Origin of the sequence: Novosphingobium resinovorum (assembly GCF_027922145.1) — a bacterium.
GTDB classification, from domain to species: domain Bacteria; phylum Pseudomonadota; class Alphaproteobacteria; order Sphingomonadales; family Sphingomonadaceae; genus Novosphingobium; species Novosphingobium resinovorum.
In genome coordinates, this window is the sequence record NZ_BSFC01000021.1 from 202,205 (window position 1) to 227,176 (window position 24,972).

The window sequence follows — 24,972 nt, forward strand, 5'->3', positions numbered from 1 at the left end:
CGCACAAGCGGCCTCCCATCCAGAGGCGCGACTAGGCGATATTCCATAATCTATGGTTAAGATCGGGCTTACATTCCGCCGGGCCTTGGTTGCCGGCCATGCAATTATATAACCAATCACGATTGTTTTATTTTATCGAAGCCCTATCCTCGACCACATGGATCGGCGTCCAAAGCATGCTGCCGACCGCTATAGGAGAGGCCCTATGGTCACCGATGCCGAGATCGAGAATCTTGTCGCGCGACGCGACATTTATGCCGTTCTCACCCGCTATTCCCGCGCACTGGACCGCTGCGACGTGGACCTCATGCGCAGCGTCTATTGGCCCGACGGCACCGACAGCCACGGCGTCTTCGACGGCAATGCGGCCGACTTCGCGGACTTCATCGTGCGCGAAATCCAGGAGTGGTTCGAGGTCACCATGCACGGCCTCATGAACGTGCACATGGAGATCGCGGGTGACCGCGCCGCGACCGAAACCTATCTCTTCGCCTATCACAAGGTACGGGAAAGCAAGGCGCAGGAAATCTTCGGTTCGCGCTACATGCGAATGTTCGCGGGGCAAGGTCTCGATCCGGCGCACCACACCTTCTACTTCGGTGGGCGCTATCTCGACCAGTTCGAGCGGCGCGCGGGAGAATGGCGCATCCTGCACCGCAAGGTCGTGATGGACTGGAACGACAACCACCCCTCGAACGAGATTCTCGATCAGGGCATGTTCGCCACCCTGCGCCCGCTTGGCGAACGTGGCCTCGGCGATCCGGTGTGGGCCAACCGGCCGTGATCCCCGCCCTCTCCGCGCGCGAACGGCTTGCCGAACTGGTCGCGGTGCGCGACGTGGAAGCCGTGCTGACGCGCTATTGCCGCGCCCTCGACCGCGCCGACCTCGCCGTAATGGAGACCGTGTACTGGCCCGATGGCGAGGACATCCACGGCATCTATGTCGGCCGCGCCAGCGAATTCGTGCCCTTCATCATCGGCGAGATCACGCAATACTTCGCCATGGGCACGCATTGCCTGCTCAACATCCACATAGAGGTTTCGGGCGATTTCGCTGTCGCGGAAAGCTACCTCTATTCCGCCTGCCGGGTTCGGGCCGGGATAGTCGAGGCCCTGCTCGGGAGCCGCTACTTTGGGCAGCTGGCCGGAAGCGGGCTGGATCAGGGCAACGAGATGTTCGTGATGGCCGGGCGCTATCTCGATCGCCTCGAACGCCGCGAGGGAGAGTGGCGCATCCTGCGTCGGCAGGTCGTCACGGACTGGAACGATTCCCGGCCCTCGAACGAAATCCGCAACGAAGGAATGCATGCCGACCTGCGCCCCATCGGCGAATGGGGGAGCGGCGACCCGGTATATGCCAATAGCCGCTTCGTGACGGACTGATTATCCCGTTCCATCGATGGCCCCGCCCTTGCCGAGCCCGGCTGCAACTGGAATAGCCGGTCGCATGAGCTGGCACGCCCGACGCGAAAACTGGAACCCGCAGGCCGAGGACGCCCGCGAGGATGGCGACATCGATTATGCGCGGGTCATCCACTCCGCATCCTTCCGGCGCCTTCAGGGCAAGACGCAGATTCTGAACCTCGGGGACAGCGATTTCTATCGCACCCGCCTGACTCACTCGCTGGAAGTCGCGCAGATCGCCGGAGGGCTTGCCCGGCAACTGGCCAAGTCGTTCCCCGATCACACCGCCACCGCGCTGCTGCCGGATCACAGCCTGATCCACGCGATCGGCTGCACGCATGACTTCGGACACCCCCCGTTCGGCCATGGCGGCGAAGTGGCCCTCAACTATTGCATGCGCGATGCCGGTGGGTTCGAGGGCAACGGACAGACGCTGCGCATCCTTGCTCGCCTCGAATCTTTTTCGGCCGGCGCCGGAGCCAATCTCTGCCGTCGCACGATGCTGGGCGTGCTCAAGTATCCGGTGGCCTGGTCGGTTGCCCGCAACCCGGCGCTCGTGCCGTCGCTCCATGCCGGTACCTCGACGATCCGGGTGCTCGACGCGCGTTCGTGCAAGCCGCCCAAATGCCATTTCGACAGCGAGCAGGACGTCGTCGACTGGATCCTCGCATCCGTCTCCGCCTCCGATCGCGACCGGTTCCAGGCGCTGGAACGCCCCGAGGGCAAGCACGCGCGCACGCTCCACAAGTCGCTGGACTGCACCATCATGGACGTGGCGGACGACATCGCCTACGGCGTCCATGACCTTGAGGACGCGATCTCGATCGGACTGATGTCCAAGGATGCATTTGCCGCCGCGATCAACGGCAAGTGCGCCTCCTTTCTCGATGCGCTGAAGGAAAAGTACCCCGGCGAGAGCGAGAACGACGTCTTCTCGCGGATGGTCGACGACCTGTTTGGCGACGCCAACACGCGCAAGCGTTACATCAGCCGCCTCGTCCACCATTTCCTGACCGGCGCGCGATATGTCGAGGTCAAGGGGTTTCGCGAGCCGCTCCTGCGCTGGCGCGTCGCGCTCAAGGGGCCGCGCCGCGAATTCCTCGACGCCCTGCAGGACTTCGTGGTGCGCGAGGTCATCACCAGCCCCGAGGTCCAGCAACTCGAGTTCAAAGGCCAAGCCATGGTCGTCGCCGTGTTCGAGGCGCTTGCCGCCGACCCGCGCCGCCTGCTGCAGCGTGATGCACTCGACCGCCTGAATGCGTCGGACGGCGATCTTCGCGTGATCTGCGATCAAGTCGCGGCGATGACCGATACGCACCTGCTCAAGACTTACGAGCGGCTGTTCAGCCCCCGCATGGGTTCGGTCTTCGACCGTCTCTAACCATCGAAGAAGACGCGGCGCGACCGATGGATGTGCGTCGTCATGATTGCCTGAGCCCAGGCTGCGTCGCTGATCTCGAGCGCCTGAACGAGTTCACGGTGCTCCTCCTGCGCCTTTTCGAGTTACAGCCTGTCATAGCGCCGCAACGACAGGGGAACGATCGGAACTTCGACCAGGCGCGGCAGGCCCGATCATCGGCGATGCCCTGACCTTCCGGGCTACCGTCGAAAAGTTCAGCAAGAATGGGTCGTGGAAGAACGACGCCGCCGGTGAGACCCTGGGGATCAGCCTCCACCACCGGAACCTTGCTGGTGGTCGCCAAGCCCTCCGACAAGCTCACCGTCAAGCTCTTCGGCATGATCGCGCGGGGCGAGGACGCCCCACCTCCGCGCAGACGCGCATCAGCGCCCAGAACATTGTCGATCCCAGCGGCAATGTAGTCTACGCCAGCCAAGCCAACTGTACCGTCAACGGCAACCCGTTCATCTGCGGCATGCTGCCCCGCTGCAGTAACGGCGTCTCCGCCAATACCGAAATGACCGAGAATATCCGAAATCTACTGGCAATGGACACCAATCGGGTCGTGTCGCCGGAAAATACGGTCGACCACTATGGCTTACTGCGGCACACCGGACACGCACACGGCACGCTCGACTGCGAGTTGAACGACCGATTTTCGATTTCGGTGCTCGGCGGCTTCAACCGGGAAAAGTTTTCCACGCTGATCGATCTCGACCGCTTCGACACTTCCATGCTAACTTCCGCCTACTCGCCATCGGGCTACTTCGATTTTCCCTATGTGATCGAACGTGACAACAGGGATTGGTCCGCCAAAGGGCGCCTCAACTTCGATTCGGCAAGCTGCGCGGTGTCATAGGTACCAGTTATCTTTATGCGCGTACCTACTCGGGGCTCGGCAGCGGCCTCTCCACGGCTTTGGCATCGATCTATTCCAAGGGCGGCAAGGAACAGAGCAAGACCACGGGCGCCTACTTTTGCGACTTCACCGACGGCCTCGCGCTGAGCGCGGAAGGCCGTTACCAGGTCGACGAACTCGCTTCCTATGTGTCCTCTTCGGGCCTTACCGTTCCCGCCGACGTGTTCGTTCCGGCCGGCACTTATGCTCCGGGTATGCTGTTGGCGAACGAGACGTTCAGGAACTTCACCCCGCGTATGATCCTGAACTATCAGGTCTCGCCGGAGCTGATGCTTTATGCATCGTGGGCGAAGGGCATTAATCCGGCCCAGTTCTCCCGGAATCCTTAGCCAGTCGGCCGCCATCCAGCAAGCCGCGGCCGATGCGGGCATGACGCTGACCGTCGATCCCGAGAAGATGGCAAACTACGAAGTCGGAGCCAAGGGCCGGCTGTTCGACGGCAGCATGACCTACTCGATCGCCGCGTACTATGCGCAGTGGCGCAAGCAGATCAACTCGATCCTCCTGACCCTGCCTAATGGCACTTGCACGAACGGCATCGGGTACGTTTCCTTCGTGAGCGGCTATTCCAACTTGGGCTCCGTCAACCTCTACGGTGTGGGAGGGCAATTCGCTTGGCGTCCGGTAAAACTCATAAGCATCGACAGCATCGACGGTGGCGCTGCCATCAACGTCACCAACATTCGCGATTTCGTCAGCTCAACAATCACTGCACTTTCCGGATTCGCCGAATACAGCGGGAACGAAATGCCCAATACCTCGAAATACTCAGCGAATCTTGGTGTTCAATTTGGCGGCAACGTGAAGGGTCAGGATGACATGACTTGGTTCGCGCGAGCGGACTGGAATTACAAGTCGGATTTCTATTCTAATCAAGCCAATCTCGCAACGACCAGCGATGCAACAAGGTCAACGTACGCGGTAGGTTCGATTGGGCATTGCCTCGATCCAGGCATTTTTGACGAATCTGTTCAATAACAAAGCCTACACCAGCGCCGCCGACAACTGGACGATCGAGCAGAGCTACGCCTATCTTTCGACCCACTCGGCGGTTCTTGCCGGGCTTCCGTTTGGATGGCCGGCCCTTTGTATGTGGACGCTATGAGAGGAATATCGGCATCATCGTTGGCCCGACAATGCACGGAATCTCTCCTCGATCTTTAGTCCTTTATTTTTTAAGTCATATGATCCAACATTAGAAAAACCATGACTGGAGAGATTCTGATGGCCGATCTTGGCGCGGCGGAGCGGCTTGAGGGATTCAGCCTGCTTGATCCGATGACGCAGAGCGATCCGTTTGCGATGTACGAGGCGATGCAGGACGCGCCCGGGATTTATCGGATGCCGGAGACGGGGTTCTACATCGTCTCGCGCTATGCCGATCTGCGGGCCGTGTTGACCGATCCGGTGACGTTTTCCAACAAGGTGGACCGCGCTTCGTTGCAAGGACCGGAGAATGCCGAAAAGCTGCGCGCCTATATGGAGAGCAAGGGCTGGCCGCATATTTCCACCCTGCAACGCACCGATGCGCCGGATCATGGTCGCTACCGCAAGCTGGTGGACCGCGTGTTCACCGTCGGGCGCGTGCGGGAGATGACGCCGCATATCGAGGACGTCGCCCACCGCCTTATCGATACTTTTACTGCGCGGGGGGAGTGCGAATTCATCAGCGAATACGCGATGCTGCTGCCCGGCACGATCCTTGCCGAGGAGATGGGCCTTCCGTCGGACCAGGTTGCGACCTTCAAGACATGGGCCGACGCCATGCTCGCCCCGGCATCCTACGTGATGAGCGAGGAGCAATTGCTGCGCAACGCCGACATCGAACTGGAGGCGCAGCACCACCTTGCCGCGCTGTTCGAGGAGCGCCGGGCGCGGCCAACCGGGGACTGGATTTCCGCGCTCGCCACCGCCCATGCGGATACCGAGGAGCCGTTGTCGATGGCGGAGCTGCAGAGCGTGATGAGCCAGCTCATCGGCGGCGGTTTCGAATCGACGATGACTGCCATCGGGCACGCCATGATGCAATTGCTCAACCACCCCGACCAGATGGCGCGGCTGCGCGAAGATCCCAAGCGGATCAAGAACTTCGTCGAGGAAGTCATCCGCTTCGAGAGCCCCACGCAGGGCCTGCGCCGCCGCACCACGCGTGACGTGGAACTGAGCGGCACGGTGATCCCGAAGGACTCGGTGGTGATCGTCCGCTACGGCGCCGCCAACCGCGATGCCGCCAAGTTCGCCTGCCCGCACATGTTCGATATGGAGCGCAGCAACGCCGGAACCCACCTGGCGTTCGGCGCGGGCACGCACTTCTGCGTCGGCGCCGTGCTGGCGCGGCAGGAGATCGCCATCGGCGTCACCGCCATCCTCGAACGGCTCGACGACATCGAACTGGCCCGCCCGCTAACCGAGCCGATCCACCGGGCGAACTTCCTGACCCTGCCCCTGCGGGAACTGCCGATCCGCTTCCGCGTCCGCCCATGACCGACAAGCAGGACCGCATCGAACTGTTCGTCGTCGTGAAGGGCCACGCCTTCTCGCGCGATGGTCTGGAGGCCATGCTCCGCGCCATCGGCTGCGAGCCGACTTTCGTCGATCAGCCTGCCGCCGCTGTCCTGCTCAACCCCGCGCAGATGCGGCACTACGACGCGCTGCTGTTCTACGACATGCCGGGACTGGACTTTCGCGCCCCTGCGGCGGAGCGGCCGGGATTCATCGAACCTCCTGCGTATTTTACAGAGGGTTTCGAGGGACTTATGGCCGAAGGTAAAGGGATGGTCATGCTCCATCACGCCATCGCCGGATGGCCCGCATGGCCGCGCTATGCCGAGGCGATCGGCGGGCAGTTCCTTTATCGCGACGCCGTGATCGACGGGGCACCGCGACCCGACTCCGGCTACATTGGAGACATGGCCTACACCGCGAAAATCGCCGATCCGGGGCACCCGGTCACGGCCGGGCTCCCCGAGCGGATCGACCTTGTCGACGAACTGTATCTTCAGCAGGTCTTCGACGATCCGGCCATCCATCCCCTGCTCTGTCTTGATGACGAAGTGGCGCCCGAACGGTTCCATTCGGCCCGCCGCGCGGTGCAGCGGCTTGGCGCTGGCGAAGGTGAGCCCTGGCACCCCGACCGGCTCAACCCACTGCTGGCGTGGGCGAAACCGGCAGGTAACAGCCCGCTCGTCTACATCCAGCCGGGCGACAGCACGCAGACTTACGAGTGCCCATATTACCGGCAGTTGGTGGGCAATGCGGTGCGGTGGGTAGCGAGCGATCAGGCCCGTGAATGGGCGCGCCGGTCGTAGTCCCGAATCACCTTCGAATCGAAAAGACCACCTCGTCATTGCGCGCGTAGCGAAGCAATCCAGAGCGGCGCAGAAAGGCTCTGGATTGCTTCGCTATGCTCGCAATGACGACGGTTTGGGAGGAGGCACTCAACGGCACTCAACGGCACCCAGCAGCACTCAAGCGCGTCACACCACCGCCAGGGCGCGCCTTCAGGCGACCTGACATGGCCGCAAACACCCTCTGCATCCGCAAAATCGGCCCGATTTAAAAAGGCAGTTGCCTTAATTTTAAACCGCAATAAGTTAAGTCCGCCGCACCAAATTTAACGACACAATCGCGGCTCGAACCAAGCGCAAACGCAAAAACAAGCTGGTCGAGGGGAACCTGAAATGATCGAAGCAACGAACCATAGGTCGTGCCGTGCCCTGCTGCTCGCGGGCACCGCATTTCTGTCCGTCACGTCCGGTGCGACCACCGCGCTCGCGCAGGACGCAGCGCCGCCGCAGCAAAGCGACGCTCCGGCTTTCAGCGCCAACGATATCGTCGTCACCGCCCGCCGCCGTGCGGAATCGGCGCAGGACGTACCGGTCGCCGTCACCGTCATCTCGGCGCAGGACATCGCCCGCCGCGACCTCACCAGCCTGGAACGCATCGCCGCCGCGACGCCGCAGCTGGTGATCGGCCGTAACGTCTCCGGATCGGGCGCGCAGCTGACCTTGCGCGGCATCGGCTCCAACTCGCTGTCGATCGGCGTCGAGCAGTCGGTCGCGGTCATCGTCGACGGCGTCTATTACGGCCAGGGCCGCACCATCAACGAGGGGTTCTTCGACCTTGCCTCGATGGAAATCCTCAAAGGCCCCCAATCGCTGTTCTTCGGCAAGAACGCGACGGCGGGCGTGATCTCGATCACCACCGCCAACCCGACAGACCACTTCACCGCGCAGATGCGCACCGGCTACGAATTCAACGCGCAGAAGGTCTACGCCGAAGGCTTCGTCTCCGGCCCGATCGGCGATACGGCGGGCTTCCGCCTTGCCGTACGCGGATCGAAGGACTTCGGGTCTCTGTTCGACAACCGCGCCGGGCCGATCACCTACAACACCCGCGACACGCCGACCGCGACCACGGTGGCCCCCAACACCGCGCATACCGCCCTGCCCAGCAAGAGCGGCCCGCGCGAACGCGACGTGCTCGTGCGCGGCACCTTGCGCTGGGAACCGACCGACGACCTGACCGCGACGGTCAAGGCCAACTACGGCTGGAACAGGACTTACGGCGGCGCCTGGAACTACAACGTGTTCGCATGCGACGGCGGCACCAGCACGACGACGCCCGGCGTCGCCTGCACGCCCGGCTTCTACAACCGCATGAACGACCTGCCCAAGGACATCGCGGACCAGACCGCGCTGGTGAAGGACCACAACTTCAACGATTATCGTTCGTGGGGCGTCACCGGCAACATCGACTACCAGCTAGGCGACCTCGCGGTAACCTCGGTCACCAACTACAATTTCAACCGCAACCACTGGACCGCGGACATCGATTACCAGTCGTCGCCCACGGTCAACATCTGGGGCGGCGAAGTCAGCCGGTGGAAGGCGTTCAGCCAGGAATTGCGCGTGCTTTCGCAGTTCGACGGCCCGCTCAACTTCCTCGTCGGTGGCTATTACCAGAACACGAAGCGCACCTTCGACCAGGTCGTCATCAACGCCAATGCCGAGAACAGCGCCGCGCCCGAAGGCTATCGCTACGTCCAGTATGCCAAGGAATCGACGACCGACGGCGAAACCCTGTCGGGCTACGGCCAGCTGATCTGGAAGGTCATCCCCGAGATCGAGGTGACCGGCGGCGTGCGCTACATCCACGAGACCAAGGACAGCACGTTCTTCCAGCCTTACGCCAATCCGCGCTTCGCGGGCGTCAACTACGACGTGACCCGGCGCCTCGCGGCCAACCAGACGTTCACCAACTGGTCGCCCGAAGCGACGGTGGCGTGGAAGGTGACGCCGGACATCAACGTCTACGGCGCCTACAAGACGGCCTACAAGTCGGGCGGTTTCTCCAACAGTTCGATCCTGACGCCGCTGACGCAGGCGGATTTCTTCACTTTCGATCCGGAAAAGGGCAAGGGCTTCGAGGCGGGCATCAAGACGATGCTGTTCGACCGCCAGCTGCGCTTCAACGTCAGCCTCTATACCTTCAAGTACACCGATCTTCAGGTGACGTACCTGGACTCGGCGGCGCTCAGCTACAACTCGGTCAACGCCGGTTCGGCACGCACGCGCGGCGTCGAGGTGGAGTTCGACTATGCGCCGCGCGGTCTTCGCGGGTTCGGGCTGAACGGATCGATCAACTACAACAAGGCGAATTACGGGGACGGCATCGCGCCGTGCTACGGCGGCCAGTCGCTGGCGAACGGCTGCACGCCCGGCCTGCTGGTGCCGCCGGTGCCCGCGACCGGCACGACTCCGGCGCGGCCGGGCACGCCGGGCCAGAACCTCGACGGCGTGTCCACTTTCGCCGCGCCGCGCTGGACCGCGACGCTGGGGATGAAGTACGACACCGACATCAGCGACGGGCTGACCGCCGGGTTCGGGGTCGATAGCCGCTACAGTTCCAGCTACCTGACCTCGGCCTTCGGCTCGCCGCTGTCGCGCCAGGGATCGTACATCAACCTCGACGCGCAGATCCACATCCGCACCGCCGACGAGCGTTGGGAACTGGCGCTGCTGGGCAAGAACCTGACCAACCGCTTCGTCGTCACCGGCGTCACCGACGCCTCCGGCTCGGGGCTCGGCACCGGGACCAACGCCAACCGCATCGCCGACCAGGCCGGGTTCGGCGCCATGCCGCGCACGATCGCGCTGCAGCTGACCTGGCGCATGCCCTGAGCGGCGGCCGATCATATTCACGGAGACAGCCTTGCCTCAACCCGACCTTCTCGATCTTCACGGTTCTTCGGCGCTGCAGGCGCTGACGGTCGGCGGCACGCTTGCCCGTGCCGCCGACCGGTTCGCCGACCGTCCCGCGCTCATCTACGACGGGCGGGAGGCGACTTATGCCGAACTCTTCGCGCAAGTCGTCGAGCGGGCGCGGTCGCTGGTCGGGCTGGGGGTGAAGCCGGGGGACCACGTCGGCGTGCTGGCGCCCAACTGCTGGGACTACGTGGTCCTGTACTATGCGATCGAGATGGTGGGCGGCTGCGCGGTTCTGCTCAATGCGCGGTATCGGGCGGACGACCTCGCCTACGTCATCCCCAAGTCGCAGATCAGCCTGCTGTTCGTGGGCGGCCATGCCTGGCGGCACTGCGACTACCGGCCGATGCTGGGGGAGGTCTTTCCCGAGCTTGCCGGATGGAGCGGGGGCGAACTGTCGGTCGCAGCCGCACCGGCGCTGCGCGGCGTTATCGAACTGGGTGACGACCGCCCCGGCAACTGGCCCGGCCTCGCCATGCTGGAAGCCGCCGCCGAGGGCGTCGGCGCCGACGCCGTGATGGAGCGGGCGGCGGCGGTCGGGCCTGACGACGTGGGCCTCATCATCTTCAGTTCGGGCACCACTTCGCGCCCCAAGGCCTGCATGCTCACGCACGGGTCGCTCAGCCGGATGGGCGCCGCGATGGCGGGGCGTTTCCGGCTGACGGAGCAGGACCGGGTCTGGGACCCGCTGCCGCTGTTCCACATGTCGACGATCCTGCCGATGGCCGGATGCCGCGCGACGGGCGCCTGCTTCATCGGCATGGGGCACTTCTCCGCCGACGAGGCGATGGACCTGCTGATCGAGCGCCGCCCGACCGTGCAGTACGCGGGCTTCCCGACGATCATCTCGGCGCTGGTGACGCATCCGCAGTTCGGCCGCTACGACCAGTCCGACCTGCGGATCAACCACGTGGTCGGCCCGGTCGATCTGATGCGCCGCTACGGAACGCTGTTTCCGGGGGCGAAGTACGTCAACAGCTACGGCCTGACCGAAGGCACCGGCGTCCCCTGCTACAGCGAGATCGACGACCCCGACGACGTCCTGTTCGAAACCTCCGGCCCGATCTGCGAAGGCATGGAACTGGCGATCTTCGGCGCGGACGACCGGATCGTCCCCGACGGCGAGCCCGGAGAGATCCGCATGCGCGGCTTCGGCGTCTTCGCGGGCTACTTCGACGATGCCGAGGCGACCGCCGCCGCCGTCGACGCCGGGGGCTGGCTCCATACAGGCGACCTTGGCCGCATCGGCGCGATGGGGCGCGTGGTCTATGAAGGGCGCCTCAAGGACATGCTCAAGATCGGCGGCGAGAACGTGGCGGCAGTGGAACTCGAGAGCTTCCTCGCCACCCACCCCGCCATCCGCATGGCGCAAGTCGTCGGCGTGCCGGACGAGCGTTTGATGGAAGTCGCCGCCGCCTTCATCGAACTCAACCCCGGCGAAGCCTTGAGCGAAGAGGACGTCGCGCGCCACTGCGCAGGCCGGATCGCCAGCTACAAGATCCCGCGCTACGTCCGGTTCGTCGAAAGCTGGCCGATGAGCGCCACCAAGGTCCAGAAATTCGAACTGCTGCGCGGCTTCACGCCGGAACGCAAGATCGACCCGGCCGGCCTCGCGAAGTGACGGTCGTGACGCCCATCCGCGAAGCCGGCGCCGATTACCCGGAGGCCGCCCCCGAACCGCAGGGGGGATCGCGGGCGGGCTGGTATCTGATCTTCGTCCTCACCCTGGCCTACACCGCCAGTTTCATCGACCGGCAGGTGCTCAACCTGCTGGTCGGCCCGATCAAGGCCGAGTTCGGGCTCGACGATACCCGCCTCAGCCTGCTGCAGGGCCTTGCGTTCACATTGGCCTACGTCGTCATGAGCCCGGTGTTCGGACGCATCGCCGACGTAGGCAGTCGCAAGGGCGTGCTGATGTTCGGCATCGCCTTGTGGAGTATCGGCACCAGCGCCTGCGGGCTTGCGCGCAGCTACTGGCAGCTGTTCCTCGCCCGCTTCGGCGTCGGCGGGGCGGAAGCCTGCCTGACCCCGGCCGCATGGTCGATCATCGCCGACGCCTTCCCGCCGCGCCTGATCCCGCGCGCCTTCAGCGTCTACATGATGGGGCCCTACCTCGGCGGGGGACTCGCGCTGATCTTCGGCGGCTTGCTGCTGCAGGGCGCGGAAGGCTGGGACTTGTCTGCGGTGCCGCTGCTTGGCGCGATGAAGCCGTGGCAGCTGGTGTTCTTCTGCGCGGGCCTGCCCGGCGTGCTGATCGCGCTGCTGCTGGTCTTCGTGAAGGAACCCGCCCGCCGCGCCTCTACCGCAAGTGCCGAGGTACAGACGATGTCGTCGGCAGAAATCTGGGCAACGTTCCGGCGCTGGCGCGGGTTCTACGGCAATTTCTACCTGGGCATGCCGCTGTTCATCATCCCGCTCTACGCCTTCCCCGCGTGGATGCCGACGGTGCTGATCCGCAAGTTCGGCGTCTCCGCCGCGCAAGTGGGTGTGCAGTACGGCATTGCCGTGCTCATCACCGGATCGCTCAGCGTGCTGGTCAGCCCCTGGGTGGCCCGCGCGGTGGAGCGCATGGGACGGCGCGACAACCTGCTTCTGGTCGCGCTGGGCGCCTCGGTCGCGATGGTGCCGCTCAGCCTCGCGCTCATGGCCGCCACCGATTACTGGACCGCCTTTGCCATCGCGACGGCGGCGAGCGTGCTTTACAGCCTGCCGCAGGCGCTTTCGTCCTCCGCGCTGCAGTTGGTGACGCCCAACCGGATGCGCGGCATCGCCTCGTCGATCTACGTCTTCGTCGTCAGCGTGGCCGGGCTGGCGCTGGCACCTACGTTCGTCGCGCTCATCACCGACCATGTCTTCGGCGACGAGGGCCGCGTGGGCGACTCCCTCGCCATCACCTGCGCCGTCGCGGCGGCGGCATCGACGGTGTTCATCGCCCGCGCCCTGCCCACGTATCGCCGGATGCTGGACGAGGCGGCGTAAGACCGGATGAGCCCCGACACTCTCGCATCCCCCCCTTCGTCGTCTCCCCCCACTTCGTCATTGCGAGCGTAGCGAAGCAATCCAGGGCGGCTCAAGACTGCCCTGGATTGCTTCGCTACGCTCGCAATGACGAAATCGGGAAGGCAGGCTCGACCGGTCAGTCGGCCTTGATCATGTCGGCGAATAGCGGCGCATGACGATGGTTGTAAGGCGCGGTCAGCGCGACGGTCATCTGCACCATGGTATCGTCCACCAGCGCATCGAGCGTGATGCCCTGATCGAAGTGCGGAAAGCCGCTGTCCCGCCGCATCAGCATGTTGAGGAACATCAGCTTGCACAGCCCCACGCGCAAACGCAGCTCCACCGGCGGCACGTAGTTCACGCGCTCGACGATCAGCCGGCGCACCCGGCGCAGCGCGGGCACGGGAACCTCGGGATCGTCGTAAGGGTGCGGAATGCCTTCCGCACGGGTGCGGGTGAGGTACTGGGCGAGGAAGGCGGAGTACGGATGCCGCCCGTTCTCGTCGCTGATCGTCAGGTGCGGCAGGCACATGATCTCCAGCAGCGTGCGCGCATCGCCGAGCAGCCCCGCTTCCTCGGCGCGGTCGAGCATGGCGGCGCGCAGCGGCTCGAACATCTCGGTGCGGTAGTCGAAGATCGCGTAGACCAGCGCTTCCTTGGTGCCGAAGTGGTACTGGACGGCGGTATTGTTGCCCTGCCCTGCCGCCGCCGCGATCTCGCGCAGGGCGACGCCGTCGATCCCGCGATCGGCGAAGAGCTTCTCGGCGGCCTCGATGATCTTGATCCGCGTCGCGGCGGAAGTGACGTGGCGGCGACGCCCGCGCTCCGGCGCAGTTCCGGTCTCGCTGGCTGCGGTGTCATTGGGATCGGATCGGATGGTGTCGTGCATGGCGTTACCCTCCTGTCCCGGCCGCGCTGCTTCGGCAAGGCCCCATGGCCCGCCGCGCCGATCATGACCATCTTGCTGCCCCCGGCGCAAGCCCTTGCAGTGCAGCATCGCCACTATCACGCGGGTCAGGCCCGCGATTTTCCCGGGAGAGCATGACATGAATGAAGCCAGGGTCGCCGTTGTCACCGGCGCCGCGCAAGGCATAGGCCGCGCCGTCGCCGAGAGGCTGGCGCAAACGGGGCACCGGCTGGCGCTGCTCGACGTCAAGGGCCTCGATGCCGTCGCCGATGCCCTGCCCGGCAGCCTCGCCCTGCGCTGCGACGTGGCCGACCCGGCCAGCGTCGAGGACTGCGTGGGGCGCATCGCCGCCGAGTGGGGCCATGTCGACGTGTTGGTCAACAATGCCGGGATCAGTCCCAGTCACGGCGGCCGCTCGCTGCCTGTCGAGGAGACCGATATCGACGAATGGCACCGCGTGATCGCGGTCAATCTCACCGGCACTTTCCTGATGTGCCGGGCCGTGCTGCCGGTGATGAAGCCGCGCGGATGGGGCCGTATCGTCAACTTCTCCTCGCAAGGCGGCCGCATGCGCTCGCGCCTGTCGGGCGCGCACTACGGCGCGACCAAGGCAGGCGTGATCGGCTTTACCCGCGTACTCGCCGGGCAGGTCGGCGCCCACGGCATCACCGCAAACTGCATCGCGCCGGGCCGCATCGTCACCCCGCAAAGCGAAGGCTTCGGCGACAAGGGCACATACACCGACGACATCCCCGTCGGCCGCCTCGGCGAGACCGACGACATCGTCGCGGGCGTGGAGTACCTGATCTCCGAACGTGCCGCGTTCGTCTCGGGGACGGTGCTGGACGTCAACGGCGGGTTCTTCATGCCGTAATTCTCCAAAAAACAATCCCGTGACAAATATTTAACCTGACCAAAGACGCACTTGTGTAATACCGCCTCTACAATGCTTTAGAGGCGTGATGACCGACATCGTTCGTCATTGCGAGCGAAGCGAAGCAATCCAGGGCAACATTGCGCCGCCCTGGATTGCTTCGCTTCGCTCGCAATGACGATGCTGGTTTGGTGTCGGCTCATTCCGCTTCGGGACGCGGCCGCGACTGCCGCATCATTGAAACGGGGGACTACTGGTGCGATCGAACAAGACGTGGACGGCATGCGCGTGCGTGCTGGCTCTGCTGGTGACTTCATGTGGCGGCGGCGGAAGCGGCGGGAGCGGAGGCGGTTCCACGCCGACGCCAACGCCAACCCCTGCCCCCACTTCGACACCCACGCCGGTGGCCGGGTGCTCGCTGCGCGAACGGCAGGACTGGGCAGAAGCGCAGCTGCGCGAATGGTATCTCTTCCCCGAGACCCTGCCCGCGAACGCCAATCCCGCAGCCTACACCACGCTTGACGACTACATCGATGCGCTGACCGCCAATGCCCGCGCCCAGAACTGGGACCGCTTCTTCACCTATCGCACCTCGATCGCGGAAGAGAACGCCTATTACGAGCAGGGCTCCTCGGCCGGGCTCGGCGTCCGCCTGGGCGTCAATTCCGCCGCTCGCCGCCTGTTCGTGATCGAGGCGTTCGAAACCGGGCCGGGCGCGACGGCAGGCATGCGGCGCGGCACGGAAATCCTCGCCATCGGCACCAGTTCGGGCAACCTGCAGACCGTGCAGTCGCTTTGGGTGGCAGGCGGCGTCAACGCGGTCGCCGATGCGCTCGGCCCGGACGAGGCGGGCGTTACCCGCGTGCTCCAGATCAGCGACGCCAGCGGAACGCGCAACATCACGGTCGCCAAGCGCGACTTCGCGCTGCAGCCGGTGTCCAGCACTTACGGCTACAAGGTGATCGACCAGGGCGGGCGCAAGGTCGGCTATCTCAACTTGCGCACCTTCATCTCCACCGCCGAGCCGCAGATGCGCACCGCCTTCGCCGCCTTCCGTGCGGCGGGCGTGACGCAGCTGGTGGTGGACCTGCGCTACAACGGCGGCGGGCTGATCTCGGTGGCCGAGCTGATGGGCAACCTGATGCGCGCGAACCGCACCGCGTCGGACGTCTTCGCCCACACCGTCTTCCGGCCGGAAAAATCCGCCGAGAATACCACGGCCTACTTCGCGGCGCAGGCCGAATCAGTCGCGCCGACGAAGATCGCCTTCATCACCTCGGGCGGCACCGCCTCGGCGAGCGAGCTGGTGATCAACGCCTTCCTGCCCTACCTCAATGCCGACGTGGCGCTGATCGGCGCGAATACCTACGGCAAGCCGGTGGGCCAGATCGCGATCGACCGGCCCTCATGCGACGACCGCCTGCGCATCGTGGCACTCAAGACGCAGAACAGCGCGGGCGAAGGCGACTACTTCAACGGTCTGGCCGACCGCATGAAAAGCACCTGCACCAGCAACGACGACATCAGCTACGACATGGGCGATCCGCGCGAGGATTCGACCCGCGTGGCTCTGCAATTCCTGTCCGGGCAGAGCTGCACGCCGATCGTCGGCCAGAGCATGGCGCGCATGGCGGTGACGGCCGACACCTCGGAAAAGCGCGACATCCTCGCCCCGGCGCGGCCCAGCACCCCGCAGCGCGAGGTGCCGGGTCTGTTCTAGTTCTGGCCCGACCTCCCCTTTTGCCCGGTTGCGGCCGGGCGGGGACTCCTTGACCCTGCGGTTGCCGGTCAACGGCACCACGGGAAAGAGGAGAGGTCATGAAGCGCGCATTGTTCCAGCAGGCCTGGTTCGTGAACAGCATCGACGAGGCCGCGCAGAAGTGGTCCGACGCCTTCGGCGCCGGGCCGTTCTGCATGGTCCGCCACCACCACTGCGACGAGTTCACCTATCGCGGCACCACCGAGGAAGCGGACGTTTCCTATGCCTTCGGCTACCTCGGCGACATGATGATCCAGTTCATCGAGCAGCACGACGACAAGCCCTCGATCTACCGCGACATGTTCGCGAAAGGCGAGGAAGGCTTCCACCACATCGCCTACCTAGTCTCGGACTTCGCGGGCGAGCGGCAGCGCTGGATCGACATGGGCTATCCGCTGGCCACCGAACTATGGGCGGACGAGGTCAACGCGGCCTACTTCGATACCCGTGCGCTGAACGGCGGCTTTACCGAGATCCACGGCGACCCGCCGCACATCATGGGCCTCTTCGCGCACTGGAAACGGCTCCACGACGCGCGCACGGCGGACACCCCGGCGGCCTACGAAATGCAGGACCTCGCGTTCTACCGGCGCGCGCCGCTGTTGGAGACGGCCTGACCCCGGATTACGCGCGGCCCTCCATCTCCGCCCACGCCCGTGCGAAGGCCAGGGCGTTTGCGGCGATCTCGGCGGTGCTCATGCCCACCTTGTAGAGCGCCGAGCCAAGGCCGAAGCCGTCGGCGCCCGCCTGGCGCCAGGGCTCCATATTGGTCGGCGAGATGCCGCCCACCGCCAGCAGCGGCACGTCCTTGGGGAGCACGGCACGCTGGGCCTTGACCACCGCGGGGCTGGCGGCCTCGGCCGGAAACAGCTTGAGGCCGCTTGCTCCTGCCGCGAGTGCCGCGAACGCCTCGCTCGGCGTGAAGTAGCCCGGCAGCGAGACGAGGCCGCGACGGGCGCTCTCGGCGATCACGGCGACGTCGGTATTGGGCGAGACGATCATCGCGCCGCCCGCGTCCTGCACCTCGGCGACCTGCCCGACCGTCAGCACCGTGCCCGCGCCGACGATCGCCCGGTCGCCGACGCGCCGCGCCAGCTTCTCGATGGTGACGAGCGGATCGGGCGAATTGAGCGGCACTTCGATCAGGCGGAAGCCCGCCTCCACCAGTACGTCGGCGGCCGCCTCGATTTCGTCGGAGCGAATGCCGCGCAGGATCGCGACGAGGGGAAGCTGCGCAAGCGCGGTGGCAAGGTCGATCATGGAGTCATATCCCGGATGCGGGTGATGCCGGCGATGAAGGCAGCGTGACTGTCGACGACGACTGCCTCTCCCCCGGCGATTGAAATGGCGGCGGAATAGAGCCGCGCGAGCAGCCCGTCGGCAAGGAGATGCACGGTCTGGCCCGGCACTATGCGGGAACGGCAGTCGGTGCCGAGCAGCAGGCCGCTGACATAGGCCGCCGCCGTGCCGGGAGCCCGCGCACCCAGTACCGAGGCCGCGCGCACGCCGAACAGCGCAGCGAGCAGGTCACCGTCGGCGCTGGCCTCGACGCCCTTGCGGAATTCCGCGTCGGCATCGACTTCGCCGGTCATCTCGCTGCCGATCAGCGAATGGGCCTTGAGCATGGCGAACATCTCGCCGGTCATGGCGGTGGTGAAGTCGGCCAGCGCGCCGCCCCGCATGACCGCCCACTTGGCGTGGGTTCCGGGCTGGCACAGCAACGCATCGGCAGGCGCGAGCCCCGCCGCGACGGCGCCGAGAAGCTGCACTTCCTCGCCGCGCATCACGTCCTGTCGGCCACCGCTGTCGCGGCAGACGCCGGGGACGATGTCGACGCCCTCGACCGGCGAGACGAGGTTTCCCGCAAGCTCGGCAATCCCGGCAGGCGCGGCGACGTATCCCGCGTCATGCCAACCCCGGTTGGAGCCGACCATGCCCGCGAGCAGCATCGGTAACCCGCCGTGCCGCGCGCGCAGGTCCGCGACGGAGGCCGGAAAGCCGCCAGCTGGAACCGAGAGGACTCCGCCGTCATCCTGCTCCGAGGCGACGACCTCGCTCTTGTCGATGACGTAGGCACGACGATTGGTCGTACCCCAATCGACAGCGATGAAAGGCCCGCTCACCGGAAGTCCGCGTAAGGGACGCAAGGCATCAAAACCACAGAAACCGCTCCTGCACCGAACCCGGTGGCCATCGCCTGAACCACGTCCCCGGCCGAGATCGCATCTTCGCCCGGCCGCTTGGCAGTGGCAATCGAGACGACTGCTCATGACGCAGCGACATGGCCCGAATCATGGCCATCGGAGTTTATCGATGCATCACCGTATAGAAATTCATATTTATAAGATCAATTGACGCGAGCTTCGGCGCATCGCTTCCGTGCAGGCCTCGTTTCATCCGCCGGGGCTGAAGAACTCGACGATCGCGCCTTCGGGCGAGCGGACCGCGAACAGCGTGACGGTCCCGTAAGGCGCGATCACGAACGCCGCCGGTTCGATATGGAGTGACCCGCCCCGGCCGGCGATCGCGGCGGCATAGGCATGGGCATCGTCCACCTCAAAGCGCAGGCACAGGATGCCGACATTGGGCGCCGCGCAGTCGGCGTCGCAGCGGCGGCCGTACATCGCGGCGTTGTGGATCAACTCGACTCCGCCTACCGACGGCCCCGGCGGGTTGAAGATCACCACCCGGCGCTGCGCCCCGATCGCGGCGGGCAGCGGCAGGCCGAGCACATCGGCACCCGGCTCGGCCACGCCCTCGACCATGAAGTCTAGGTCCTTGTGCCAGCCCAGCACGTCCACGTAGAACGCGATGGCACCTTCGATATCCGCCACCATCTGCGTCGAATTGAACACCGGCGAAAGCCTGCCCGAAGGATCGAGCCCCGGCACTTCGGGCGAGTAGCGCTGGATCACCGCAAGGTTCAATCCGTCCGGGCCGATCGCCACGACCTGCCGGACCGAGAAGTGCGCCTCGCTGTAGTCCACCGGCTCACCGAACGCCGTCCAGCCGTGGCGCTGCAGTCCGCGATAGACCTTATCGACGTCGGCCGAGAACATATCGACGTCGAAGATGCCGCCGGTGTCCCAGGTCCGCTGGCTGGAACGCATGACCTTCTGCTCCACCCCGTGGAAGCGCACCAGCCTGAGCGCGCCGCGCCCGGATACGGTGTCCTGCGGCACGAACAGCGCCTGTTCGATCCGCGTGCACTGCTGCGGAACATGCCATGCCGCGAACTGCGAAGGCGGAGCATCGGGCAAGTCGACGCGGTCATAGCCGCATACTTGCGTCAAGGGCGCCGCAAGGCGGTCGATGTCGAACGTACTGACGACGGCTTCCTGGATGGGCTGAATGATCATGATGCCACAGGATGCTCGTGAGCCGCCGCCGCTGTCCCGCGAGCAGCGCGCCGGTGTCCGACTGACGAAGAAACCTCAGCGCTTCGGAGCGACCTCGGGAATGTCGCTGGCGACCATCTCCCTGCGGTCGCGGGCGATCGACCAGATGCGCCGCCTGGCCTTGGGGTCCCAGTCGATCGCCTGCCCCGGCGTGGCGATGGCGAAGGTCTCGACCAGTTCGAGGCGCGAGCCCGCTTCCGGCAGGCGCAGGGCGTAGAGTTCGGGGCGATCGTGGCCGGTTACGTAGATCAGCCCGTCCGCGCCCCAGCTCAGCCCCGAGCAGCTCTTGGGGGCCATACGGGCGAGAACCTCCTCGGGGAAGGCCCAGGTCTGCTCGATGCGGAACTGCTCGTCCATCCGCGCCAGCACGGTGTAGCGATAGTCGCGGCCCGGCTCGCCGCCCTTGCCTTCGTAGTTCGCGAAGACCGCCCACCACTTGCCGTCATGCCGGTCGATCACGGTCAGCGATCCCGGTCCGAAGCCGAGGCTGACGCTGCCGGAATGGCGCAGCGGGCGGGTGTCGAAGATCTCGATGGCGCTGGTCTGCGGCACCGCCGGGTAGTTGGAGGCGGCGCAGTAGAGCTTCGTCTGGACCACCGTGCAGCTGTTCATGTGGGGAAACAGGCGGCGCTCGCCCTCCCACTGGTCGACCTTCTCGGCATTGGAGAGACGGTATTTTCCGATGCGGTCGTTGTCGATCGCATAGACGTATTCGCCGTCCGATGCGGCGCCCTGATGCGCCTCCGGTGCTGCCATCCGAAGCGCCACGGGCGCGGCCGCCCGGGGCGCTTCCGGCACGGTATCCGCCAGCGACGCCGTGGAAGCGAGCAGGAGAAGGACAGGCAGTAGTCGGACCATGTATGCGTTCTCCGGGATGGATCGGCGAAGCGCTTACGACCGCCATGCTACGCTACCATGTCGGAACGGGCCGCCAGGAAATTGCATGCGATGGTGCATCTTTCCTGTTGCCCCATCCATCCCGGACAAGGCAGGAGGAGTGCAACCTTTTCGCAATTGCACACGGAACCCCCAGTTTGGCCGTCAGTCCTGCCCGCAAGCGCCCCGAACGCGCTTCCACCCGCGCCCCCAACGGCAAGACGAGCGAAAGCACTCCGACCCGCCAGTCGCTCAAGAGCGCGCAGACGCGGGGAAGGCTGATCGAGGCGACGATCCAGTGCCTCGTCAAGGTCGGCTATTCCGGCACTACGACCCCGCTGGTCGCGGTCGAAGCCGGACTGTCACGCGGGGCGATGCTCCACCATTTCGAGAACAGCGCGACGCTGATCCGCGCCACCATCGTCGAACTGCACGAACGGCGCCTGCGCGCCTTCCGCCGCTCCTCGGAAATCACCGAGCACGAACCGACGACGATGGTGACCGCCTATTGGAAACAGGTACAGAAGCCCGCCTTCGTCGCCTTTCAGGAACTGGCGATGGCGGCGCGCACCGATGCCGATCTCGCCCAGATCATGCGGCCTCTCCAGGTCGAATATCGTGAACGCTTCAATTCCGAAGCGATCGCCCTCTTCCCCGAATGGCAGTCCGCGCCCGAGCAGTTCGCACAGGCCATGGCCCTATCCCAGACGCTGATCGAGGGCATGGCGACCGGCCTCATGACCGGCGCGCTGGACGAAGTGATGGTGCCGGCGCTTCTCAAGATGCTGGAAGACAAGATCCGCACCCTGCGGCCCAAGGGCTGATCAGGCGAGGCCGCGATCGCCCTCGGCGGAGAAGTAGGTCGGCGTGCGGGCATAATAGTCCGCGCCCAGCCGGCAATCGACCAGCCCGGCATCGACCGCAAGCACCTGCCCGGTCACGTTGAGGCCGTCGTCGCTGGCGAGATAGGCGAAGGCTCCGGCGATTTCGTCCGCCTCGACCACGCGGCGCAGGGGATTGCGGGCCTCCGCCGCCTTTCGCATCGTCTCCGCATCGCCATAGGCAAGCTCTGTCATGCGGGTCGGTACGTTGCCGGGCACCACTGCGTTGACCCGGATGCTGTCTGCCGCCAGTTCCGCCGCGACGGACCGGGTCAACCCGACCACCGCATGCTTGGCCGCCGTATAGGCATGCGGCCCCAGCGGCGCGAGGCCGGCCGCGCTCGAGGTCGAGAGGATCGCGCCCGAGCACTGCGGCCGCATGACGCGCGCGGCATGCTTCATGCCGTAGAACACGCTGTCGAGCAGCACAGCCAGGGTATCGCGCCATGCGGCCGCCCCGATCTCCTCGACCCTGCCTACGGCGCCGAGTTGCCCGGCATTGTTGATCATGCAGTCGAGCCGGCCATGCAATGCGATCGCCCTGTCCACGAGGGCGGCGACGTCCTCCTCGCGGGTGACGTCGCAGGGGACGAAAGCGGCGGAAAGCTTCTCGGCCAGCGACTTACCTGCATCATGCCTGAAGTCGCCGAGCACGAGCACGGCGCCCTCGCGCGCGAACCTGCGCGCGGTCGCTTCGCCAAGTCCGCTCGCCGCGCCGGTTATCACAGTGACCTTGCCTTCAAGCCGCATCGTTGCCCTCTATTATCGATATGGAGTGGCCGGTGCGCGATTGGAGGATCGCACACCGGCCAAGGTGTGAGGGGAAAATTCCCCCCGATCAGTAGTGGTAGGTGACCTGCACCTGCACCGTGCGCGGGATGTTGGCATAGCCGCGCTGGTCGCCCAGCACGCCCCCGTCGGTCCCGGTGCCCCGGCCGGTGCCCGGCGCATCCAGCGCGCCGGAGATGACGAACTGGTTGGTCAGGTTCTTGCCGATGACCGCCAGATCCCAGCCCGCCTTCGAACTGAGCGTCAGCGACGCGTCGAGGTTCACGTACTTGGGCTGCGTCGCGATCGGGTTGTTGAACGGCGATGCATTGTAGCTGCTGGAATAGCGGGCATCGGCCGAGAGCGTCAGCGACATGTCGGGGCTGAGGTCTGCCTCGTAGCTGGTGCCCAGCGCCGCCGTCCAGCGCGGTGCGTTGGCGGTCGGCTTGCCGCTCAGATCCTGCACGAAGAGGCCGCCGTAAGGGCTGCTCGTGGTGGGATTGCAGCCCTGCGCCGGGGTCTGGCCAGTGACGCACGGTGCGATGAAGTCCACGTAGCGCGCCTTGTTGTAGTTCAGCGCGCCGCGCATCGTCAGGCCCGGAAGCGCATGCGGCGCCCACTCGGTCGAGATCTCGACGCCCTTGGTGCGCGCCGAACCCGCGTTCGTGGTGATGTAGCGGAACGTCTGCGCTTCGAAGAAATCGACCTGCAGGTTGGTATATTCATACGTGTAGAGCGCCACATCGAAGCGCAACTGGTTGTTAAACAGCGTGGTCTTCACGCCGCCCTCGAAGCCCTTGGCCTTCTCCGGCTCGAAGTCGAGATCGGCGGGGATCGACGCGTTGGTATAGGAACTCTGGTTTGAGAAGCCGCCCGACTTGTAGCCGGTCTTGAAGCCGCCATAGATGTTGACGCCCGGCGCGGGCTTGTACGACGCGGTGATTTCCGGGCTCCAGTTGGTGAAGGTCTGGTTCTTGTAGATCGGGTCGTTCAGCCGGTTGATCTGGCCGGGGCGATTGACCGGGTGGACGAAGAAGCTGTCCTTGGTCTCATGCGTGTAACGGATACCCGACGAGAGTTCGACCTCGGGCACGACCTTCCAGGTGACTTGCGCGAAGGGAGAGATCGTCTCACCCTTGGTGTAGGAATCCTTGCCGAAGGCGACGTATTCCCATTCCGGCCGCTGGGTGCTGACGCGCGTGTTGCCCGAATAGACGTACTGGTCGGACTGCAGTTTGGTCTTCTGGTACAGTACGCCCAGCATCATGTTGACCGGGCCGTCGTAGTTGGTCTGCGCGCGCAGTTCCTCTGAGAACGCCCACCACTTCTCACGCGAGCCGACGTAGATCTGCACGGCGCGCTGCTGGTAGTCGCTGTCGGTCAGCCAGCGGTTGTTCTGGTTCTGGTAGTTCGTGGCCGACGTCAGCGTCACATCGCCCAGGTTCCATTCCAGATTGTTGGTCGCCTGCCAGGAGCGGTACTTCGTGTAGAGTTCGCCGTCGGCGCGCGCGAAGGGGAAGTTCGCGGCGATCTCGGTCGGCATCTGGTTGTGGTAGTATTTCCAGTCCCGCTTGCAGGGCACGCCGGGTTGCAGCGTGCTGAACCCGGTGGCGCAGGAGAACACGATGTTGTTCCAGGCGCCGTCGTTGGTGGTCGTCTCGTTGGCGGACACCTTGAAGGTGTTGGTGATGGTGTCGGTCGGCTCCCACTTGAGCGTGAGGCGCCCGACCAGTTCCTTCTCCTTCGGACCGCGGCGGTCGCCCGGAGGCGCAACCAGGTTCTGTACCGGGCCGCCGGCCTGGTCGGTGACGGTGAAGGGCTGCGCCGTGGCGTAATTGCGCGAATAGCCCCCGTACATCTTCGATGCCCGCAGCGCCACGCGCAGCCCGAGCGTTTCGGTGAGCGGCGTGGAGATCATCTGCTCGATATAGGGCCGCTTCGCCCGGAACTCGTAGCCCACGCGGGTCGAGCCCTCGAAGCTGGAGCCGGGATCTGCGGTGGTGATCGAAATCACGCCCGCCGTCGCGTTCTTGCCGAAGAACAGCGCCTGCGGGCCTTTCAGCACCTCGATCCGCGACAGGTCGAAGAAGCCTTCGTTGAGGATGCGGCCGCTGGCGTAATAGATGCCGTCGACGATGATCGCGGTGGAGGATTCGATGCCCAGCGCGCTCGCCGGGGTGCCGATGCCGCGCAGCGAGATCTGCGCGCCCGAACCCGTCGTCGCGCGGCCTACGGTGAGGTTCGGCGTCGTCGCCGCGATGCGCTCGATGTTGGAGATGTCCTGCCGGGCGATCTGCGCGGGCGAATAGGCGGTCACCGCGACGGGAATGTCCTGCAGCGATTCCGAACGCTTGCGCGCGGTGACGACGATTTCCTCGAGGCCGCCCGCAGCCGCCTGAGGGGCGGCGTCCTGAGCCATCGCGGGGCTGGCGAGGCCGATCGCGGAAGCCGACGCCATGAGCCCGGCGAGCAGGCAGGCGCGATGAAAGTTCGGTAGGTCCTTCATTCTCTTCTCCCCGTT

The 24,972-nt window shown here is 65.3% G+C and carries 22 protein-coding genes; 15 read left to right on the forward strand and 7 right to left on the reverse strand.

Features of this window, described 5'->3' with window-relative positions; all coding sequences use genetic code 11:
* The first annotated feature begins 205 nt into the window (after positions 1–205).
* The 11 genes from PKE80_RS13350 to PKE80_RS13400 all read left to right on the forward strand — a co-directional run bounded on the left by PKE80_RS13350 (position 206) and on the right by PKE80_RS13400 (position 12,967).
* Positions 206–784: a nuclear transport factor 2 family protein gene (locus PKE80_RS13350; RefSeq protein WP_271182888.1), complete on the forward strand. Its 579-nt coding sequence runs from the start codon at positions 206–208 to the stop codon at positions 782–784.
* Positions 766–1,383, forward strand: a complete 618-nt coding sequence (locus tag PKE80_RS13355; RefSeq protein ID WP_271182889.1) for a nuclear transport factor 2 family protein — start codon at positions 766–768, stop codon at positions 1,381–1,383. Before PKE80_RS13350 ends, PKE80_RS13355 begins: the two co-directional genes overlap by 19 nt.
* A 64-nt stretch (positions 1,384–1,447) precedes the next feature.
* A complete protein-coding gene (locus PKE80_RS13360; protein WP_271182890.1) occupies positions 1,448–2,785 on the forward strand; it encodes an anti-phage deoxyguanosine triphosphatase in 1,338 nt (445 codons plus the stop codon).
* A gap of 535 nt (positions 2,786–3,320) precedes the next feature.
* Positions 3,321–3,662 (forward strand): hypothetical protein, encoded by a 342-nt coding sequence (locus PKE80_RS13365; protein WP_271182891.1) that lies wholly within the window; start codon positions 3,321–3,323, stop codon positions 3,660–3,662.
* Positions 3,608–4,051 (forward strand): TonB-dependent receptor domain-containing protein, encoded by a 444-nt coding sequence (locus PKE80_RS13370; protein WP_370424768.1) that lies wholly within the window; start codon positions 3,608–3,610, stop codon positions 4,049–4,051. Before PKE80_RS13365 ends, PKE80_RS13370 begins: the two co-directional genes overlap by 55 nt.
* A gap of 40 nt (positions 4,052–4,091) precedes the next feature.
* Entirely contained in the window at positions 4,092–4,700 is a 609-nt protein-coding gene (locus tag PKE80_RS13375; protein ID WP_271182893.1) for a TonB-dependent receptor, read from the forward strand.
* 228 nt (positions 4,701–4,928) lie between these two features.
* On the forward strand, positions 4,929–6,206 hold the full coding sequence (locus PKE80_RS13380) for a cytochrome P450 (RefSeq protein ID WP_271182894.1): 1,278 nt from the start codon (positions 4,929–4,931) through the stop codon (positions 6,204–6,206).
* Positions 6,203–7,030 (forward strand): ThuA domain-containing protein, encoded by an 828-nt coding sequence (locus tag PKE80_RS13385; RefSeq protein WP_271182895.1) that lies wholly within the window; start codon positions 6,203–6,205, stop codon positions 7,028–7,030. The genes PKE80_RS13380 and PKE80_RS13385 overlap by 4 nt, the downstream gene beginning before the upstream one ends.
* Positions 7,031–7,402: 372 nt before the next feature.
* A complete protein-coding gene (locus PKE80_RS13390; protein WP_271182896.1) occupies positions 7,403–9,904 on the forward strand; it encodes a TonB-dependent receptor in 2,502 nt (833 codons plus the stop codon).
* A gap of 31 nt (positions 9,905–9,935) precedes the next feature.
* A complete protein-coding gene (locus tag PKE80_RS13395; RefSeq protein WP_271182897.1) occupies positions 9,936–11,609 on the forward strand; it encodes an AMP-binding protein in 1,674 nt (557 codons plus the stop codon).
* A 5-nt stretch (positions 11,610–11,614) separates the two neighbouring features.
* Positions 11,615–12,967, forward strand: coding sequence for a spinster family MFS transporter (locus PKE80_RS13400; protein ID WP_271182898.1), 1,353 nt, complete (start codon positions 11,615–11,617; stop codon positions 12,965–12,967).
* Between the two features lie 157 nt (positions 12,968–13,124).
* Here PKE80_RS13400 and PKE80_RS13405 read toward each other — a convergent pair whose 3' ends face one another.
* Entirely contained in the window at positions 13,125–13,877 is a 753-nt protein-coding gene (locus PKE80_RS13405; protein WP_008830241.1) for a TetR/AcrR family transcriptional regulator, read from the reverse strand.
* Between the two features lie 157 nt (positions 13,878–14,034).
* Here PKE80_RS13405 and PKE80_RS13410 point away from each other — a divergent pair, with 157 nt between their 5' ends.
* The 3 genes from PKE80_RS13410 (at position 14,035) to PKE80_RS13420 (ending at position 17,145) form a co-directional block, all read left to right on the forward strand.
* A complete protein-coding gene (locus PKE80_RS13410; RefSeq protein ID WP_271182899.1) occupies positions 14,035–14,769 on the forward strand; it encodes an SDR family NAD(P)-dependent oxidoreductase in 735 nt (244 codons plus the stop codon).
* A 292-nt stretch (positions 14,770–15,061) separates the two neighbouring features.
* The gene (locus PKE80_RS13415) at positions 15,062–16,489 is read left to right on the forward strand and encodes a S41 family peptidase (RefSeq protein ID WP_271183151.1); all 1,428 of its coding nucleotides are present in this window, start codon (positions 15,062–15,064) and stop codon (positions 16,487–16,489) included.
* 98 nt (positions 16,490–16,587) lie between these two features.
* Positions 16,588–17,145, forward strand: a complete 558-nt coding sequence (locus PKE80_RS13420; RefSeq protein ID WP_036528541.1) for a VOC family protein — start codon at positions 16,588–16,590, stop codon at positions 17,143–17,145.
* A 7-nt stretch (positions 17,146–17,152) separates the two neighbouring features.
* On the opposite strand, the gene PKE80_RS13425 is transcribed toward PKE80_RS13420, so the two are convergent.
* From PKE80_RS13425 to PKE80_RS13440, 4 genes are all read right to left on the reverse strand, one after another.
* Positions 17,153–17,788 carry a 2-dehydro-3-deoxy-6-phosphogalactonate aldolase gene (locus PKE80_RS13425; protein ID WP_271182900.1) on the reverse strand — a complete coding sequence of 212 codons (636 nt, stop codon included), beginning with the start codon at positions 17,786–17,788 and terminating at the stop codon, positions 17,153–17,155.
* The gene (locus PKE80_RS13430) at positions 17,785–18,651 is read right to left on the reverse strand and encodes a 2-dehydro-3-deoxygalactonokinase (protein ID WP_271182901.1); all 867 of its coding nucleotides are present in this window, start codon (positions 18,649–18,651) and stop codon (positions 17,785–17,787) included. The genes PKE80_RS13425 and PKE80_RS13430 overlap by 4 nt, the downstream gene beginning before the upstream one ends.
* 270 nt (positions 18,652–18,921) lie before the next feature.
* Entirely contained in the window at positions 18,922–19,887 is a 966-nt protein-coding gene (locus tag PKE80_RS13435) for a VOC family protein (protein WP_271182902.1), read from the reverse strand.
* A gap of 75 nt (positions 19,888–19,962) precedes the next feature.
* On the reverse strand, positions 19,963–20,784 hold the full coding sequence (locus PKE80_RS13440) for a hypothetical protein (protein WP_271182903.1): 822 nt from the start codon (positions 20,782–20,784) through the stop codon (positions 19,963–19,965).
* 176 nt (positions 20,785–20,960) lie between these two features.
* Between PKE80_RS13440 and PKE80_RS13445 the strand changes: the two genes are divergently transcribed.
* On the forward strand, positions 20,961–21,626 hold the full coding sequence (locus PKE80_RS13445) for a TetR/AcrR family transcriptional regulator (protein WP_271182904.1): 666 nt from the start codon (positions 20,961–20,963) through the stop codon (positions 21,624–21,626).
* Here PKE80_RS13445 and PKE80_RS13450 read toward each other — a convergent pair whose 3' ends face one another.
* Both PKE80_RS13450 and PKE80_RS13455 read right to left on the reverse strand, forming a co-directional pair.
* A complete protein-coding gene (locus PKE80_RS13450; protein WP_271182905.1) occupies positions 21,627–22,433 on the reverse strand; it encodes an SDR family oxidoreductase in 807 nt (268 codons plus the stop codon).
* An 88-nt stretch (positions 22,434–22,521) separates the two neighbouring features.
* On the reverse strand, positions 22,522–24,957 hold the full coding sequence (locus PKE80_RS13455) for a TonB-dependent receptor (protein WP_271182906.1): 2,436 nt from the start codon (positions 24,955–24,957) through the stop codon (positions 22,522–22,524).
* Positions 24,958–24,972: the final 15 nt, after the last annotated feature.

Coding starts and splice junctions, on each gene's coding strand:
- PKE80_RS13350 (WP_271182888.1), top strand. CDS start 206: ATGGTCACCGATGCCGAGATCGAGAATCTTGTCGCGCGACGCGACATT.
- PKE80_RS13360 (WP_271182890.1), top strand. CDS start 1,448: ATGAGCTGGCACGCCCGACGCGAAAACTGGAACCCGCAGGCCGAGGAC.
- PKE80_RS13365 (WP_271182891.1), top strand. CDS start 3,321: ATGACCGAGAATATCCGAAATCTACTGGCAATGGACACCAATCGGGTC.
- PKE80_RS13375 (WP_271182893.1), top strand. CDS start 4,092: ATGACGCTGACCGTCGATCCCGAGAAGATGGCAAACTACGAAGTCGGA.
- PKE80_RS13380 (WP_271182894.1), top strand. CDS start 4,929: ATGACTGGAGAGATTCTGATGGCCGATCTTGGCGCGGCGGAGCGGCTT.
- PKE80_RS13385 (WP_271182895.1), top strand. CDS start 6,203: ATGACCGACAAGCAGGACCGCATCGAACTGTTCGTCGTCGTGAAGGGC.
- PKE80_RS13390 (WP_271182896.1), top strand. CDS start 7,403: ATGATCGAAGCAACGAACCATAGGTCGTGCCGTGCCCTGCTGCTCGCG.
- PKE80_RS13405 (WP_008830241.1), bottom strand. CDS start 13,877: ATGCACGACACCATCCGATCCGATCCCAATGACACCGCAGCCAGCGAG.
- PKE80_RS13410 (WP_271182899.1), top strand. CDS start 14,035: ATGAATGAAGCCAGGGTCGCCGTTGTCACCGGCGCCGCGCAAGGCATA.
- PKE80_RS13420 (WP_036528541.1), top strand. CDS start 16,588: ATGAAGCGCGCATTGTTCCAGCAGGCCTGGTTCGTGAACAGCATCGAC.
- PKE80_RS13425 (WP_271182900.1), bottom strand. CDS start 17,788: ATGATCGACCTTGCCACCGCGCTTGCGCAGCTTCCCCTCGTCGCGATC.
- PKE80_RS13435 (WP_271182902.1), bottom strand. CDS start 19,887: ATGATCATTCAGCCCATCCAGGAAGCCGTCGTCAGTACGTTCGACATC.
- PKE80_RS13440 (WP_271182903.1), bottom strand. CDS start 20,784: ATGGTCCGACTACTGCCTGTCCTTCTCCTGCTCGCTTCCACGGCGTCG.
- PKE80_RS13450 (WP_271182905.1), bottom strand. CDS start 22,433: ATGCGGCTTGAAGGCAAGGTCACTGTGATAACCGGCGCGGCGAGCGGA.
- PKE80_RS13455 (WP_271182906.1), bottom strand. CDS start 24,957: ATGAAGGACCTACCGAACTTTCATCGCGCCTGCCTGCTCGCCGGGCTC.